The 15821-nt window shown below is 70.5% G+C and carries 14 protein-coding genes; 8 read left to right on the top strand and 6 right to left on the bottom strand.

Annotated features, from left to right (window positions below):
• Position 1: 1 nt before the first annotated feature.
• Complete coding sequence (locus tag OG485_RS10240; protein ID WP_328667076.1) at positions 2-850, bottom strand: peptidylprolyl isomerase; 849 nt, start codon at positions 848-850, stop codon at positions 2-4.
• A gap of 179 nt (positions 851-1029) precedes the next feature.
• Between OG485_RS10240 and OG485_RS10235 the strand changes: the two genes are divergently transcribed.
• Both OG485_RS10235 and hisS read left to right on the top strand, forming a co-directional pair.
• Positions 1030-1752, top strand: a complete 723-nt coding sequence (locus OG485_RS10235; RefSeq protein ID WP_328667074.1) for an MBL fold metallo-hydrolase — start codon at positions 1030-1032, stop codon at positions 1750-1752.
• A 10-nt stretch (positions 1753-1762) separates the two neighbouring features.
• Positions 1763-3025, top strand: a complete 1263-nt coding sequence (gene hisS / locus OG485_RS10230) for a histidine--tRNA ligase (protein WP_328667072.1) — start codon at positions 1763-1765, stop codon at positions 3023-3025.
• Positions 3026-3241: 216 nt separating this feature from the next.
• Here hisS and OG485_RS10225 read toward each other — a convergent pair whose 3' ends face one another.
• Genes OG485_RS10225 through OG485_RS10210 form a run of 4 tightly spaced genes read right to left on the bottom strand, consistent with a single transcriptional unit; the run spans position 3242 to position 6838 of the window.
• The gene (locus OG485_RS10225) at positions 3242-3865 is read right to left on the bottom strand and encodes a response regulator transcription factor (RefSeq protein WP_326788909.1); all 624 of its coding nucleotides are present in this window, start codon (positions 3863-3865) and stop codon (positions 3242-3244) included.
• Entirely contained in the window at positions 3862-5133 is a 1272-nt protein-coding gene (locus tag OG485_RS10220) for a sensor histidine kinase (protein ID WP_328667069.1), read from the bottom strand. The genes OG485_RS10225 and OG485_RS10220 overlap by 4 nt, the downstream gene beginning before the upstream one ends.
• Positions 5130-5975, bottom strand: coding sequence for an ABC transporter permease (locus OG485_RS10215; protein WP_328667067.1), 846 nt, complete (start codon positions 5973-5975; stop codon positions 5130-5132). Before OG485_RS10215 ends, OG485_RS10220 begins: the two co-directional genes overlap by 4 nt.
• Positions 5972-6838 (bottom strand): ABC transporter ATP-binding protein, encoded by an 867-nt coding sequence (locus OG485_RS10210; protein ID WP_328667066.1) that lies wholly within the window; start codon positions 6836-6838, stop codon positions 5972-5974. The genes OG485_RS10215 and OG485_RS10210 overlap by 4 nt, the downstream gene beginning before the upstream one ends.
• Before the next feature lie 139 nt (positions 6839-6977).
• Here OG485_RS10210 and OG485_RS10205 point away from each other — a divergent pair, with 139 nt between their 5' ends.
• From OG485_RS10205 to rpsD, 3 genes are all read left to right on the top strand, one after another.
• Positions 6978-7616 carry a vitamin K epoxide reductase family protein gene (locus OG485_RS10205; protein WP_328667064.1) on the top strand — a complete coding sequence of 213 codons (639 nt, stop codon included), beginning with the start codon at positions 6978-6980 and terminating at the stop codon, positions 7614-7616.
• A gap of 44 nt (positions 7617-7660) precedes the next feature.
• Positions 7661-9016: a replication-associated recombination protein A gene (locus tag OG485_RS10200; RefSeq protein WP_328667062.1), complete on the top strand. Its 1356-nt coding sequence runs from the start codon at positions 7661-7663 to the stop codon at positions 9014-9016.
• Positions 9017-9356: 340 nt separating this feature from the next.
• Positions 9357-9971, top strand: a complete 615-nt coding sequence (gene rpsD / locus OG485_RS10195; RefSeq protein ID WP_054233962.1) for a 30S ribosomal protein S4 — start codon at positions 9357-9359, stop codon at positions 9969-9971.
• A gap of 39 nt (positions 9972-10010) precedes the next feature.
• Here rpsD and OG485_RS10190 read toward each other — a convergent pair whose 3' ends face one another.
• Complete coding sequence (locus OG485_RS10190; protein ID WP_328667056.1) at positions 10011-12179, bottom strand: ATP-binding protein; 2169 nt, start codon at positions 12177-12179, stop codon at positions 10011-10013.
• Between the two features lie 161 nt (positions 12180-12340).
• On the opposite strand from OG485_RS10190, the gene OG485_RS10185 reads away from it, so the two are divergent.
• The 3 genes from OG485_RS10185 to alaS are packed head-to-tail and all read left to right on the top strand — an operon-like array spanning position 12341 to position 15811.
• On the top strand, positions 12341-12775 hold the full coding sequence (locus OG485_RS10185; protein ID WP_261702773.1) for a DUF948 domain-containing protein: 435 nt from the start codon (positions 12341-12343) through the stop codon (positions 12773-12775).
• 7 nt (positions 12776-12782) lie between these two features.
• A complete protein-coding gene (locus tag OG485_RS10180) occupies positions 12783-13139 on the top strand; it encodes a DUF6167 family protein (RefSeq protein WP_328667054.1) in 357 nt (118 codons plus the stop codon).
• Positions 13139-15811 carry an alanine--tRNA ligase gene (alaS, locus tag OG485_RS10175; protein WP_328667052.1) on the top strand — a complete coding sequence of 891 codons (2673 nt, stop codon included), beginning with the start codon at positions 13139-13141 and terminating at the stop codon, positions 15809-15811. Before OG485_RS10180 ends, alaS begins: the two co-directional genes overlap by 1 nt.
• The last annotated feature ends 10 nt before the right edge of the window (positions 15812-15821 follow it).

The following is a 15821-nucleotide window of genomic DNA, read 5'->3' as shown; positions in this document are numbered from 1 at the left end:
GTCAGGATTTGACGACTGTCGCCTTGTTGATCACGACGGTCGCGTTCGGGGCGGTGTTCTGTGTCGCGGGGTCGGCGGCTTGCGCGCCGGCGGTCGCGATCTTCTTGAGAACCTTCATTCCGTCCTTGGAGATCGTCCCGAACGGTGTGTAGTCGGGCGGGAGCGGACTGTCCTGGTAGACCAGGAAGAACTGGCTGCCGCCGGTGTTGCGGCCCTGCCCCGTCTGCGCGTTGTACTGGTTGGCCATGGCCACGGTGCCCGCCGGGTACACGTTCCCCTTCAGGACCTTGTCCTTGAGGTTCTCGTCCGGGATCGTGTAGCCGGGACCCCCGGCGCCGGTGCCCTGCGGGTCACCGCACTGCAGCACGTAGATGCCCTCGGGGGTGAGCCGGTGGCACTTGGTGTGGTCGAAGTACCCCTTGCCGGCGAGGAACGCGAACGAGTTCACCGTGTGCGGGGCGGCGGAAGCCTTGAGAGCGATGTCGATGTCGCCGCAGGTCGTCGCCATCTTCATGGTGTAGGCGGCGGCCTTGTCGATGGTGACCGCCGGCTCCTTCTTCCACGTGAGCGACTTCACCTTGCCCTCCGCGGGCTTCTCGCACGGATCGGGTGCCTTGCTCGTCGGCGTCGCGCTGGGCGTCGCCCCGGCGCCCGCGTTGGCCTTCTTGCCGTCGCTCTCGAAGACCCCGGTCGCGTACGCCGTCGCACCGCCCGCGACGACCACGCCGACGACCGCCGCGATCACCGCGTTACGTGTATGGGTCCTTCGTCGAGCGGATGTGCGGCGCTGCTGCTGTCGCAAGAACTTCTCCCGGGCGAGCTGACGCCGCCGCTGTTCCTGGCTGACCACCGGGTTTCTCCTCGTGCGTCTCGTACGTCGAGTGGGACGCGTGCGTCGCCTGAGCCGACCGCCTGCGTGTGCCCCGTACCGTATATGGGTTAGCTGAGTAATCGGCAGCGCCGGTAGGCTCTGATCCACAGCCACCCGCCCGTACGACACTCGCGCGTACGCCACCACGAAGGACGATCGTGCTCATTGCCGGGTTCCCCGCCGGGGCCTGGGGGACCAACTGTTACCTGGTCGCCCCCGCCGCGGGTGAGGAGTGCGTGATCATCGACCCGGGCCATCAGGCCGCCCAGGGAGTCGAGGACGCACTCAAGAAGCATCGGCTCAAGCCCGTCGCGGTCATCCTCACCCATGGCCACATCGACCACGTCGCCTCGGTCGTCCCGGTGTGCGGAGCGCACGACGTTCCGGCCTGGATCCACCCCGAGGACCGGTACATGATGAGCGACCCCGAGAAGGCGCTCGGCCGGTCCATCGGCATGCCGCTGATGGGCGAGCTGACGGTGGGGGAGCCCGACGACGTGCGGACGCTGACCGACGGCGTCGAGCTGAAGCTGGCGGGCCTCGACCTCTCCGTCGCGCACGCGCCGGGCCATACGAAGGGGTCGGTGGCGTTCCGGATGCCCGAGAGCGCGGACATCCCGTCCGTGTTCTTCTCCGGGGATCTGCTCTTCGCCGGCTCCATCGGACGCACCGACCTGCCGGGCGGCGACATGGACGAGATGCTCGACTCGCTGGGCCGTGTGTGCCTGCCGCTCGACGACTCGACCGTGGTGCTGTCCGGCCACGGCCCCCAGACGACCATCGGCCAGGAGCGCGCCACCAACCCGTATCTGCGGCAGGTGGCGGCGAGCCGCCAAGAACGCGGAGCGGACCCGACATCCGCTCCTCGACGAGGAATGTGACCAGACTTCCGTGAGCACCTTCAGGGCCCCCAAGGGCACGTACGACCTCATTCCGCCGGACAGCGCCAAGTACCTCGCGGTACGCGAGGCCATCGCGGCCCCGCTGCGCAACTCCGGCTACGGCTACGTCGAGACGCCCGGTTTCGAGAACGTCGAACTGTTCGCCCGCGGTGTCGGTGAGTCCACCGACATCGTGACCAAGGAGATGTACGCCTTCGAGACCAAGGGCGGCGACAGGCTGGCCCTGCGTCCGGAGGGCACCGCCTCCGTGCTGCGCGCGGCCCTCGAGGCCAACCTGCACAAGGCCGGCAACCTCCCCGTCAAGCTCTGGTACTCGGGCTCGTACTACCGCTACGAGCGCCCCCAGAAGGGCCGTTACCGCCACTTCTCCCAGGTGGGCGCCGAGGCGATCGGAGCCGAGGACCCGGCGCTCGACGCCGAACTCATCATCCTGGCCGACCAGGCGTACCGCTCGCTGGGTCTGCGGAACTTCCGCATCCTGCTGAACAGCCTGGGCGACAAGGAGTGCCGTCCCGTGTACCGGGCCGCGCTGCAGGACTTCCTGCGCGGTCTGGAACTCGACGAGGAGACGCTGCGCCGCGCGGAGATCAACCCGCTGCGCGTCCTCGACGACAAGCGGGAGGACGTCCAGAAGCAGCTGGGCGGGGCGCCGTTGCTGCGCGACTACCTGTGCGACGCCTGCAAGGCGTACCACGAGGAGGTGCGCGACCTGATCACGGCCGCGGGCGTCTCCTTCGAGGACGACCCGAAGCTGGTGCGCGGTCTGGACTACTACACGCGCACCACCTTCGAGTTCGTGCACGACGGTCTCGGCTCGCAGTCCGCGGTCGGCGGCGGCGGCCGCTACGACGGGCTGTCCGAGATGATCGGCGGCCCCGCGCTGCCGTCCGTCGGCTGGGCGCTGGGTGTCGACCGTACGGTGCTGGCGCTGGAGGCGGAGGGCGTGGAGCTCGAACTCCCGGCGGCCACCAGTGTGTTCGCGGTGCCGCTCGGGGAGGAGGCCCGCCGGGTGCTCTTCGGTGTGGTCACCGAACTGCGCAGGCTCGGTGTCGCCGCCGACTTCTCGTACGGTGCGAAGGGGCTCAAGGGCGCGATGAAGAACGCGAACCGCAGCGGGGCCCGCTTCACGGTCGTCGCCGGTGAGCGTGACCTCGCCGAGGGTGTCGTGCAGCTCAAGGACATGGAGTCCGGGGAGCAGACGGCGGTCGGGACCGGCGAGATCGTGGCCGAGCTGCGCTCGCGCCTGGGCTGAGGCGGGTCCGGGCCGGTCGCCCGGCCGACCCCGTCGGGTGCCGGGCCGCCTCTTGCGACGGGATCCTCCCGGGGTCCCGGTGTCGGGCGGACGCTTTCCGGTGTCCGTCCGGCCCCGGGGTTCCACCCCGGACCCCTCTCCGTGAACGCCGGAGGGGCCGGAGGACTCTTCGGCCTCACCGGCCCCGGGGAAGCGGCAGGACAGGGCGGGGGAGCCTCACTCCAGCAGCCCGAAGCGCATCGCGCTCGTCACCGCGGCCGTCCGGTCGTCCACCCCCAGCTTCCCGAAGGCCCGCAGCAGATGCGTCTTCACGGTGGACTCGCCGATGAAGAGCCGGCGCCCGATCTCCGCGTTCGTGCAGCCCTCGGCCACCAGTCGCAGCACGGCGGTCTCCCGCGCGGAGAGGCGGGGCCGCTCCGGCCTGGTACGGAGCTGATCGACCAGCCGGGCCGCGACGGACGGGGCCAGCACGGTCTCGCCCCGTGCGGCGGCCCGGACGGCGTCCGCCAGTTCGGCACGGGGCAGATCCTTCAGCAGATACCCCGCGGCCCCGGCCTCCACCGCCCGCAGGATGTCCCGGTCCGTCTCGTACGTCGTCAGCACGATCACCCGGCAGGGCAGCCCGGCCCGCGTCATCCGCTCGATCGCGTCGACGCCCCCGCCCTCGGGCATCCGCAGGTCCATGAGCACGATGTCGGGCCGGAGTTCGGCGGCCAGCGCCTCCGCGCGGGGCCCGCTGGACGCGTCGGCGACCACTTCGAGATCGGGTTCCGCGCTGAGCATCGCGCGCAGCCCTTCGCGTACGACGGGATGGTCGTCGGCGAGGATGATCCGGATCACGCGTCACTCCTGGGGACGGGCAGGCACACGGTGACGGTCGTGCCGTCGCCCGGCGCGCTGCGGATCAGCGCGGTACCGCCCACCTCGGCGGCCCGTGCGCGCAACCCCGCAAGACCGTACCCGCCGACCGGCACACCGGGGTCGAAACCCCTGCCGTCGTCGCGTACGGAGAGGGCCAGCGAGCCGGCGGTGTAGGTCAGGGTGACCGCGACGGCGGGGGAACTCCCGGCGTGCTTGCGGGCGTTGGTCAGCGCCTCCTGGCACGAGCGGAGGATCACCACTTCGGGGCCCGCGGGCAGCGGCCGTACCGGGCCGGTCACGTCGACGCTCGCGTCGTGGCGGGCGGCCAGCCGGCGCAGCGCGTCGGGCAGCGTGGCGCCGTGCAGGTCGGCGGGCGTGCCCCCGGTCACCAGGGCCCGTGCCTCGGCGAGGTTCTGCCGGGCGGTCTCGTCCATCAGGGCCAGATGGCGGCGGGCCTGCGGCAGGTCGTGGTCGAGCTCGGCCTCGACGGCCTGGACCAGCATCAGCAGGCTGGTGAAGCCCTGGGCGAGGGTGTCGTGGATCTCCCTGGAGAACCGTTCGCGCTCGGCCAGCGCTCCGTGCGCGGCCGAGAGCCGGGCGATCTCGTGACGGCTGGCGTCCAACTCGGTGATCAGCGCGGCCCGTTCCCGACTCTGCTCCATGATGCGGATGATCCAGCTGCCCATGGCGACCGAGAACACGAGCGTGACCACGGCGAAGACCGTGTTGAGGAAGAGGACCTGTCCCTCGGGCCGCCACAGCAGGGCCCAGCCCGCCACCGGCGCGATGTTGATGACGGTCGTGGCGGCGAGTGCCCGGCGCAGCCGCAGCGCGTTGAAGCACTGGGGGATGAGCGCGAAGGTCATCAGGCGGGTCTCGCCCACCAGCACCCCGGGGGGCAGGAAGAGCAGGACCGCGCCTGCGATGTAGCCGAGGCCGCGGCGCTCGTCGGGGTCCTCGGCCGTGAGGACGGGGCGCCCGACCAGCAGGTACCAGGGGATCAGCAGCAGAAGGAGCCCGCCGGCCGCGAGACGGACGTGTATCCCCGGGTGCGCCGTGCCGAGCACGAACACCAGGGTGGCCACCCACACGACCGCGAAGTACGAGTCCCAGAGCCGGAACGAGAGCTCCCAGGTGTTCGAGGCGCGGGCCCCGCCCGGCGCGGGACGCGCCTGAGCCCCGCTCGGCTCCGGCGCCGTACGCACCGCGTCCGGCGCCGGGCCGGGGCGCGCGGCCGGAGTCCTCATCCGTCGCGCCGGTTCTTCCAGCGGAAGGTCAGCAGGCACAGCAGCAATCCTCCGGCGCACCATGCCCCGAGCACCAGGGCGATCCGCCCGAACTCCCAGTCGCCCGCCTGTTCGAGGACCTTGGCGGACTCGGGCAGGAACACCCCGCGCAGCCCCTGGCACATCCACTTGAGGGGGAACAGCGCGCCGATGTTCAGCATCCAGTCGGGGATGGTGTCGATGGCGATGTAGACGCCGGAGATGAACTGGAGGACCAGGAAGGGCAGGACGACCACCGACGTGGCGCTCCTGCCCGACTTCGGGACCGTGCTGATCGCGATGCCGAGCAGGGCGCAGGCCGTGAGCCCCAGTACGAAGATCCAGGCGAAGTCCGCCCACTTGCCGGGGTCCGAGGGCAGGTCGACGTCGTACAGCGTGGTGCCGACGAGCAGCAGGACCGCCGTCTCCAGGGCGCCGGTCGCGAGAACCAGCCATATCTTGCCGAGGAAGTACGCGGCCGGCGGCATCGGTGTCCCGCGCAGCCGGCGCAGCACCTTCTCGTCCCGCTCGATCGCGATCGAGATGCCGAGGGACTGGAAGCTGGTCGACATGATGCCCGCGGCCATCATCGCCGGGACGTACAGCTGGGAGGCGGTGATGCCCGCGCCCGCCACGTCGTCGCTGAAGATCGACGCGAACAGGAACAGGAAGACGACCGGGAAGGCGAAGGTGAACACCACCTGGTCGCGCTGGCGGAAGAACTGCCGGAGCTCCAGGCCGCCGCGGCGCAGCCCCAGTCCCCAGGTGCCGGGCAGCCGGCCGGACGCGTTCTTCGTGCCCGGTCGTACGTCGGTCGTGGTCATCGCGCGTCCTCCAGGCCGGTCAGTCGCAGATAGACGTCCTCCAGGGTGGGGCGGCTCACCCGGAGCCCCGGGATCTCCCCGTCGAAGCGGCGGGTGAGCGCGGCGACGGTCCTGGTGGGGGTGTCCGTGCGTTCGCTGCGCGGGCTGCCGTCGGCCTCCGTCCACTCGACCGTGGCCCCGGTGCCGAAGCGCTCGCGGAGCGCGGCCGGGTCGCCCTCGGCGACGACACGGCCCCGCGCGACGACCGCCAGCCGGTCCGCGAGGGCCTCCGCCTCCTCCAGGTAGTGCGTGGTCAGGAGGATCGTCGTGCCCTCGCCGGCCAGCTTGCGGATCAGGTCCCAGAACTGCCGTCGCGCCGCCGGGTCGAAGCCCGTCGTCGGCTCGTCCAGGAGCAGCAGTTCGGGGCCGCCGATCACGCCGAGGGCCACGTCGAGCCGTCGCCGCTGGCCGCCCGAGAGCGACTTGATCCTGCTGCCCGCCTTCTCCTCCAGACCGACCAGGCCGATGACTTCCTCCGGATCACGGGGATTCGGGTAATAACGGGAGAAATGCCTCACCGTCTCGCCCACCGTCAACTCGGCGGGCGCGGATTCGTCCTGCCAGACGATTCCGACACGGGACCGCCACGAGCGCGTGGCGGTCGCCGGGTCCGAGCCGAGCACGGAGACCTCGCCCGCGTCCCGCCGCCGGTTGCCCTGGAGGATCTCCACGGTGGTGCTCTTGCCCGCCCCGTTCGGTCCGAGCAGGCCGAACACCTCGCCCTGCCGGATGCCGAGATCGATGCCGTCGACGGCGGTCACGTCCCCGTACCGCTTGCGCAGTCCCCGTACGTCCACCACGAGCCGGTCCGCGTCTGTTGTCATGAAGGCGAGCCTCCCGCCGAACCGAACGCTCCGGAACGACCGTGCGTACCTTCTTATGTCCACCGAACGATGGACGAGCGGGCGCGTGCGGCACAATGAGCCTGCCCGCAAGCCCCTTCGAAGCTACGGAAACGGCGTGATGAACAAGACGACAGTCAAGGACGTCCCGACCGATCGGGAACGCCCCGCCGCCGCCGTGCGGACGGCCGGCGGCAGCCGCGCCCTCGCCGTGCTGCTGGTGATCACGGGTGCGGCCGGTCTCCTTGCCGCGTGGGTCATCACGATCGACAAGTTCAAGCTGCTGGAGAACCCGAACTTCGTCCCGGGGTGCAGCCTGAACCCGGTGGTCTCCTGCGGCAACATCATGAAGAGCGAGCAGGCCTCGGCCTTCGGTTTCCCGAACCCCATGATGGGGCTCGTCGCCTACGGCATCGTGATCTGCGTCGGCGTGAGCCTGCTCGCGCGGGCCACCTTCCCGCGGTGGTACTGGCTGACCTTCAACGCGGGCACGCTCTTCGGCGTCGCGTTCTGCACCTGGCTCCAGTTCCAGTCGCTGTACCGGATCAACTCACTCTGCCTGTGGTGCAGCCTGGCCTGGGTCGCCACGATCATCATGTTCTGGTACGTGACCTCCTTCAACGTCCGCAACGGCTTCCTGCCCGCCCCGCGCTGGGCCAAGAGCTTCTTCGGCGAGTTCACCTGGGTCCTGCCCACGCTGCACATCGGCATCATCGGCATGCTGATCCTGACCCGCTGGTGGGACTTCTGGACCAGCTGACGGTCCCGCGGGGTTTGTCAGCGGGGTGACATAGGGTTTCGCACGTGGAGCCCGACCTGTTCACCGCCGCCGCCGAAGAGCGCCAGGAGAAGGACCCGTCCGCCAGCCCGCTGGCGGTGCGGATGCGTCCGCGCACCCTCGACGAGGTCGTGGGACAGCAGCACCTGCTGAAGCCGGGCTCACCCCTGCGCAGACTCGTCGCCGAGGGGAGCGGCGGCCCCGCCGGACCGTCCTCGGTGATCCTGTGGGGCCCGCCGGGCACCGGCAAGACGACCCTCGCGTACGTCGTGTCCAAGGCCACCGACAAGCGCTTCGTCGAGCTCTCCGCGATCACCGCGGGCGTCAAGGAAGTGCGCGCGGTCATCGAAGGGGCCCGCCGCGCCACCGGCGGCTACGGCAAGGAGACCGTCCTCTTCCTGGACGAGATCCACCGCTTCAGCAAGGCCCAGCAGGACTCCCTGCTCCCCGCCGTGGAGAACCGCTGGGTGACCCTGATCGCCGCGACCACCGAGAACCCGTACTTCTCGGTGATCTCGCCGCTGCTCTCCCGCTCCCTCCTCCTGACCCTCGAACCGCTCACCGACGACGACCTGCGCGGCCTGCTGCGCCGGGCCCTCACCTCGGAGCGCGGTCTCAAGGAAGCCGTCGCCCTGCCCGGGGACGCCGAGGAGCACCTGCTGCGGATCGCGGGCGGCGACGCCCGGCGTGCCCTGACCGCCCTGGAGGCCGGGGCCGGCGCCGCGCTCGACAAGGGCGAGCCGGAGATCACCCTCCAGACGCTGGAGGAGACGGTCGACCGCGCCGCCGTGAAGTACGACCGTGACGGCGACCAGCACTACGACGTGGCGAGCGCGCTCATCAAGTCCATCCGCGGCTCCGACGTGGACGCCGCCCTGCACTACCTGGCCCGGATGATCGAGGCGGGCGAGGACCCCCGCTTCATCGCCCGCCGCCTGATGATCTCCGCCAGCGAGGACATCGGCCTCGCCGACCCGAACGCGCTGCCCATAGCCGTGGCCGCCGCCCAGGCCGTCGCGATGATCGGCTTCCCCGAGGCCGCGCTCACCCTGAGCCACGCCACGATCGCCCTCGCGCTGGCCCCGAAGTCCAACGCCGCGACCATGGCCATCGGCGCCGCCATGGAGGACGTGCGCAAGGGCCACGCCGGCCCGGTGCCGACGCATCTGCGCGACGGGCACTACAAGGGCGCGGCCAAGCTCGGGCACGCCCAGGGGTACGTGTATCCGCACGACCTGCCCGAGGGCATCGCCGCCCAGCAGTACGCGCCCGAGGAGCTCGCGGACCGGGAGTACTACACGCCGACCCGGCACGGCGCGGAGGCCCGGTACGCCGACGCGGTGGAGTGGACCAGGAAACGCCTGGGTAGAGGGCGGTCCTGAGCACCCTGTAGCATGGCTCGAAGCGCTGCGTCCCGTGTCCGGCTCCGGTCGGCACCACCAGAACGGGACATCCAGCCGGAGCCCCTGCCTCCACGGGGGGATTCCAGGAGCGTCGCGCACCGTCGAAGGTGTCGCGGGCAGCCCACCACCACCCGGATTTCCGGGACCGGCCGGTGGGTTATTCGCGTGCTGCACGTATGTGCCCAGACCCAGGAGCGGCTGCCCGCCCCGTCCACGTGGTTCGCCACAGCGGCGAGGAGGGTTTCCCGGGCTGCGGATTGCGACCTCCCCTAACCCTGGTGAAGCCGTATTCGCATCAGAAACACGAGGTGTTTGGTTCATGGCGAACCAGTCCCGCCCCAAGGTCAAGAAGTCGCGTGCGCTCGGTATCGCGCTGACCCCGAAGGCTGTCAAGTACTTCGAGGCCCGCCCCTACCCGCCGGGTGAGCACGGCCGTGGCCGCAAGCAGAACTCGGACTACAAGGTCCGTCTGCTCGAGAAGCAGCGTCTGCGCGCGCAGTACGACGTGTCCGAGCGCCAGCTCGTCCGCGCCTACGAGCGTGCCTCCAAGGTTCAGGGCAAGACCGGTGAGGCCCTGATCATCGAGCTGGAGCGTCGTCTCGACGCGCTGGTCCTTCGTTCGGGCATCGCCCGCACGATCTACCAGGCCCGCCAGATGGTCGTTCACGGTCACATCGAGGTCAACGGCCAGAAGGTCGACAAGCCCTCGTTCCGCGTCCGTCCCGACGACGTCGTGATGGTCCGCGAGCGCAGCCGCAGCAAGACGCTGTTCGAGGTTTCCCGCGCGGGCGGCTTCGCCCCCGACGGTGAGACCCCGCGCTACCTCCAGGTGAACCTCCCGGCCCTGGCGTTCCGCCTGGACCGTGAGCCGAACCGCAAGGAGATCCCGGTGATCTGCGACGAGCAGCTCGTCGTCGAGTACTACGCCCGCTGATCTTCTTACAGCGGACGCGGTACCACCTGCGCGTCAGTGTCAGCCCGTCGTCTCCCCGCCCTTCGAGGTGGGCGAGACGGCGGGCTCTCGCATATCCGGGGGCAGTCTGCGCGGCGACGGCACCGCCCCGAGCGGCGGCACCCCGGCACCGCCCAGCGCACGGGCGACCGCCGCGTCCTGACCGAGCAGCTCTCCCGCCCGTACGCACTCCTCGTAGCGCTCGTCGCCCAGCTGCTGCCGGGAAAGAGCCGCGCAGCGCTCGTGCGGCGCGTTGTAGTACGCCGAACCGAACAGCGGCAGGCCGACCGACGGCCACATCCGCGACGCCGCCCCCTGGAGCACCGCGGCCTCGGCCGGATCGCCCTCCGCCACCGTGACCAGGGCGAGCAGCTCGACCGCGAGAACGGCACCTAGCAGATCGTGGAAGCCGTGCGCGATACCGAGCCCCTGCTCCAGCAGTCCGCGGGCCCGCGCCTGACCGCCCTCGACCTGGGCCTCGTACGCGAGGACGTACAGCGCGTACCCCAGCGCCCAGCGCTCCCCGTGGTCCTCGCAGACCCCGCGGACGTCCTCGCACAGCTTCACCGCGCCCGGCAGATCGCCCTGGAAGGCGAGCGCCATCGCCAGTTCGACCTGGGCCATCAGCACATTGCTGTTGAGCTCGCCGATCTCGTGATAGCGGTCCAGCGCCGAGCGCAGCAGTTCCTCGGCACGCGCCATGTCGTCCGTGACCAGGGCCAGACAGCCGGTGCGATGCTCGGCGTAGGCGACCGCGACGGCGTTCTCACAGCGCTCCGCCTCCTCACGGCACTCCTGGAGCGCGGACAGCGCGGGCACCGAGTCCCCCTGGAGGACCGCCACATAGCCGAGCACCCACAGGGCCTTCAGCCGTGACTGGTCACGGTCGCCGTCGAGTTCGACACTGCGCTCCAGCCAGTGCCTGCCCTCGGAGATCCGGCCGCAGCCGACCCAGTAGAACCACAGGGCGCCCGCCAGATACTGGCCCAGATGTGCCTCGTCGGGTTCGCCGAGCGAGTACTCCAGCGCGCAGCGCAGATTCGGCAGTTCCGTCTCGACGCGTACCGCCACCTCGGCCTGCCGCGGCGAGAACCAGTCCAGCTCGCACCAGGTGACCAGGCCCATGTACCAGTCGCGGTGGCGGCGGCGAAGCCGCTCCGCGTCGCCCGTCGCCTCCAGCCAGTGCGCGCCGTAGGCCCGGACCGTGTCCAGCATCCGGTAGCGCACACCCGCCGCGGTCTCCTCGCGCGACAGCACCGACTGCGCGAGCAGCTCGCCGAGCACGTCCAGCACGTCGTCGGCGTGCAGCCCGTCCCCGCTGCACACGTACTCGGCGGCCTCCAGGTCGAACTGCCCGGCGAACACCGAAAGACGGGCCCACAGGAGCCGTTCAGCCGGTGTGCACAGTTCGTGGCTCCAGCCGATCGCCGTCCGCAGGGTCTGGTGCCGCGGCGGCGCGTCGCGCACACCGCCGGTCAGCAGCCGGAACCGGTCCTCCAGGCGGGCCAGGAGCTGCGCGGGGGACAGGGCGCCGACGCGTCCCGCCGCCAGTTCCAGCGCCAGCGGGATCCCGTCCAGCCGCCGGCACAGCTCCCGGACGTCGGAGCCGTTGCCCTCGTCCAGAGCGAAGCCGGGCACCCGGGCCGCCGCCCGGTCCGCGAACAGCTCGACCGCCTCCGCCGCGGCCAGCGGAGCCAGCGGGAACACCCGCTCGCCCGCGATGCCCAGCGGTCTGCGGCCCACGGCCAGCACCCGCAGTCCCGGCGCCCGCCGCAGCAACTCGCCCGCCAAGGCGGCACTCACGTCGACCAGGTGCTCGAAGCCGTCCAGGACCAGCAGGAGCCGGCGCCCGGCGAGGTGGTCGAGCAGCGTCCGGAGTACCGGCTTCGCCGTGTGGTCGGTCAGGCCGAGGGCCTCGGCCACGGCGTACTCGACGAGTTCCGGTTCCTGCACCGCGGACAGGTCCACGCGCCACACGCCGTCGCGCGGGTACGTCCCCGCCGCGGCGTGCGTGGCGAACCGGGTCTTGCCGACGCCGCCCATGCCGGTCACGGTCACCAGGCGGACCGTCTCCAGTGCCCCGGCCAGCCGCGCGAGCTCGGCGGAGCGCCCCACGAACGCGTCGAGTTCCAGGGGCAGATTGCCGGGTGCGGCAGGACCGGAGTGTCGGGCGGACTGAGAACGCTGCATGAGATACGGAGCGTACTGAAGCGTTAGCGCTCCGTACAATCGGTTCCCGCAACTCCACACTCCGGAGCGGATAAATGCGGTACAGAGCCCCGGCCCCGGCGCGATAGGCTCGGGTGACGACTTTTCGATGTTCAGGCACACAGTCAGGGAGCGGGTGCACAGTGTCCGGTGGTGAGGTGGCCGGGATCCTGGTGGCCGTCTTCTGGGCGATCCTGGTCTCCTTCCTCGCTGTCGCGCTGGTGAGGCTGGCCCAGACGCTCAGGGCGACCACCAAGCTCGTGGCGGACGTGACCGACCAGGCCGTCCCGCTCCTGGCCGACGCCTCGGCGGCGGTGCGCTCCGCGCAGACGCAGATCGACCGGGTCGACGCCATCGCGTCGGACGTCCAGGAGGTCACGTCGAACGCCTCGGCGCTGTCGACGACCGTCGCCTCCACGTTCGGCGGCCCGCTGGTCAAGGTCGCGGCGTTCGGGTACGGCGTGCGCCGGGCCATCGGAGGCCGTCGAGAGAATGTGCCCGACAAAGCGTCCCGGCGTACCGTGATCGTGGGCCGCACCGTCCCGTCCGCGCGGCGGGGAAAGCGGAAGAAGGACTGACGCAGCGATGTTCCGCCGTACGTTCTGGTTCACCGCGGGCGCAGCCGCGGGTGTATGGGCCACCACCAAGGTCAACCGCAAGCTCAAGAAGCTGACCCCCGAGAGCCTCGCGGCACAGGCCGCGAACAAGGCGATCGACGCGGGCCACCGGCTCAAGGAGTTCGCCCTCGACGTCCGCGACGGGATGGCCCAGCGAGAGGCCGAACTCGGCGAGGTGCTCGGCCTGAACGCGCACCCGGATCCCGAACTGCCCACGCAGCGCCGCATCGCCGCGATCGGCGGCGGCGAGCAGCCGGGCGACAACAAGCAGATCAAGTACATCGACAACACGACGTACTCGTACAACCGGAATGAGGACCACTGATGGAGTCGGCTGAAATCCGCCGCCGCTGGTTGAGCTTCTACGAGGAGCGCGGTCACACCGTCGTCCCTTCGGCGTCGCTCATCGCGGACGACCCGACTCTGCTCCTGGTCCCCGCCGGCATGGTCCCCTTCAAGCCGTACTTCCTCGGTGAGGTCAAGGCTCCCTGGGCGCGTGCCACCAGCGTGCAGAAGTGTGTGCGCACGCCCGACATCGAAGAGGTCGGCAAGACCACGCGCCACGGCACGTTCTTCCAGATGTGCGGCAACTTCTCCTTCGGCGACTACTTCAAGGAAGGCGCCATCACCTACGCCTGGGAGCTGCTCACCTCGCCCCAGGACAAGGGTGGTTACGGCCTCGACCCCGAGCGTCTGTGGATCACGGTCTACCTCGACGACGACGAGGCCGAGACCATCTGGCGCGACAAGATCGGCGTCCCGGCCGAGCGCATCCAGCGCCTGGGCAAGAAGGACAACTACTGGTCCATGGGCGTCCCGGGCCCCTGCGGCCCGTGTTCCGAGATCAACTACGACCGCGGCCCCGAGTTCGGCGTCGAGGGCGGCCCGGCCGTCAACGACGAGCGCTACGTGGAGATCTGGAACCTGGTCTTCATGCAGTACGAGCGCGGCGAGGGCACCTCGAAGGACGACTTCGAGATCCTCGGCGACCTGCCCAGCAAGAACATCGACACCGGTCTCGGCATGGAACGCCTCGCCATGATTCTGCAGGGTGTGCAGAACATGTACGAGATCGACACCTCCATGGCCGTCATCAAGAAGGCCACCGAGCTGACGGGTGTCGAGTACGGCGCCGCCCACGGCTCCGACGTCTCGCTGCGTGTGGTCACCGACCACATGCGCACCTCCGTGATGCTCATCGGCGACGGCGTGAGCCCCGGCAACGAGGGCCGCGGCTATGTGCTGCGCCGCATCATGCGCCGCGCCATCCGCAACATGCGCCTGCTCGGCGCCACCGGACCGGTCGTCAAGGACCTCATCGACGTCGTGATCGCGATGATGGGCCAGCAGTACCCGGAGCTGGTCACCGACCGGCAGCGGATCGAGACCGTGGCCCTCGCCGAGGAGGCCGCCTTCCTCAAGACGCTGAAGGCCGGCACGAACATCCTCGACACGGCCATCACCGACACCAAGGAGTCCGGCGGCACGGTCCTCGCCGGCGACAAGGCCTTCCTGCTCCACGACACCTGGGGCTTCCCGATCGACCTCACCCTCGAAATGGCCGCCGAACAGGGCCTGTCGGTGGACGAGGACGGCTTCCGCCGCCTGATGAAGGAGCAGCGGGACAAGGCCAAGGCCGACGCCCGCGCCAAGAAGACCGGCCACGCCGATCTCGGCGCCTACCGTCAGATCGCCGACGCCGCCGGCGAGACCGACTTCATCGGCTACGACCGCACCGAGGCCGAGTCGACGGTCGTCGGCATCCTCGTCGACGGTGTCTCCTCCCCGGCCGCCACCGAGGGCGACGAGGTCGAGATCGTCCTCGACCGCACCCCGTTCTACGCCGAGGGCGGCGGTCAGATCGGTGACACGGGCCGCATCCGCGTCGACACCGGTGCCGTCATCGAGATCCGCGACTGCCAGAAGCCCGTCCCGGGCGTGTACGTCCACAAGGGCGTCGTCCAGGTCGGCGAGGTCACCGTCGGCGCCAAGGCCCAGGCGACCATCGACGTACGCCGTCGTACGGCCATCGCCCGCGCCCACTCGGCCACGCACCTGACGCACCAGGCGCTGCGCGACGCTCTCGGCCCGACGGCCGCCCAGGCCGGTTCCGAGAACCAGCCCGGCCGCTTCCGCTTCGACTTCGGCTCCCCGTCCGCCGTCCCGACGGCCGTGATGACGGACGTCGAGCAGCAGATCAACGAGGTGCTCGCCCGCGACCTGGACGTGCACGCCGAGATCCTGAGCCTCGACGAGGCCAAGAAGCAGGGCGCCATCGCCGAGTTCGGCGAGAAGTACGGCGAGCGCGTCCGCGTCGTGACCATCGGCGACTTCTCCAAGGAGCTGTGCGGCGGCACCCACGTGCACAACACCTCCCAGCTCGGCCTGGTCAAGCTGCTCGGCGAGTCGTCCATCGGCTCCGGCGTGCGGCGCATCGAGGCTCTGGTCGGCGTGGACGCGTACAACTTCCTGGCCCGTGAGCACACGGTCGTCGCCCAGCTCCAGGAACTGGTCAAGGGCCGCCCGGAGGAGCTTCCGGAGAAGATCTCCGCCATGCTCGGCAAGCTGAAGGACGCCGAGAAGGAGATCGAGAAGTTCCGCGCGGAGAAGGTCCTCCAGGCCGCCGCCGGTCTCGTCGAGTCCGCCAAGGACGTCAACGGAGTGGCCCTGGTCACCGGCCAGGTCCCGGACGGCACGGGCGCCGACGACCTGCGCAAGCTGGTCCTCGACGTGCGCGGCCGCATCCAGGGCGGACGGGCCGCTGTCGTCGCCCTGTTCACCGTGGCGGGCGGCAAGCCGCTGACGGTCATCGCCACCAACGAGGCCGCCCGCGAGCGCGGTCTGAAGGCCGGCGAACTGGTCCGCGCCGCCGCCAAGACCCTCGGCGGCGGCGGTGGCGGCAAGCCGGACGTCGCCCAGGGCGGCGGCCAGAACCCCGCCGCCGTCGGCGAGGCCATCGACGCGGTCCAGCGCCTCGTCGCCGAGACGGCCAAGTAGAGGCCGCGGA

The sequence above is a fragment of the Streptomyces sp. NBC_00328 genome (assembly GCF_036139655.1).
Classification (GTDB): Bacteria; Actinomycetota; Actinomycetes; order Streptomycetales; family Streptomycetaceae; genus Streptomyces.
Note: the sequence above shows the minus strand (reverse complement) of the source record. Positions and strands in the feature narration are given on the sequence as shown.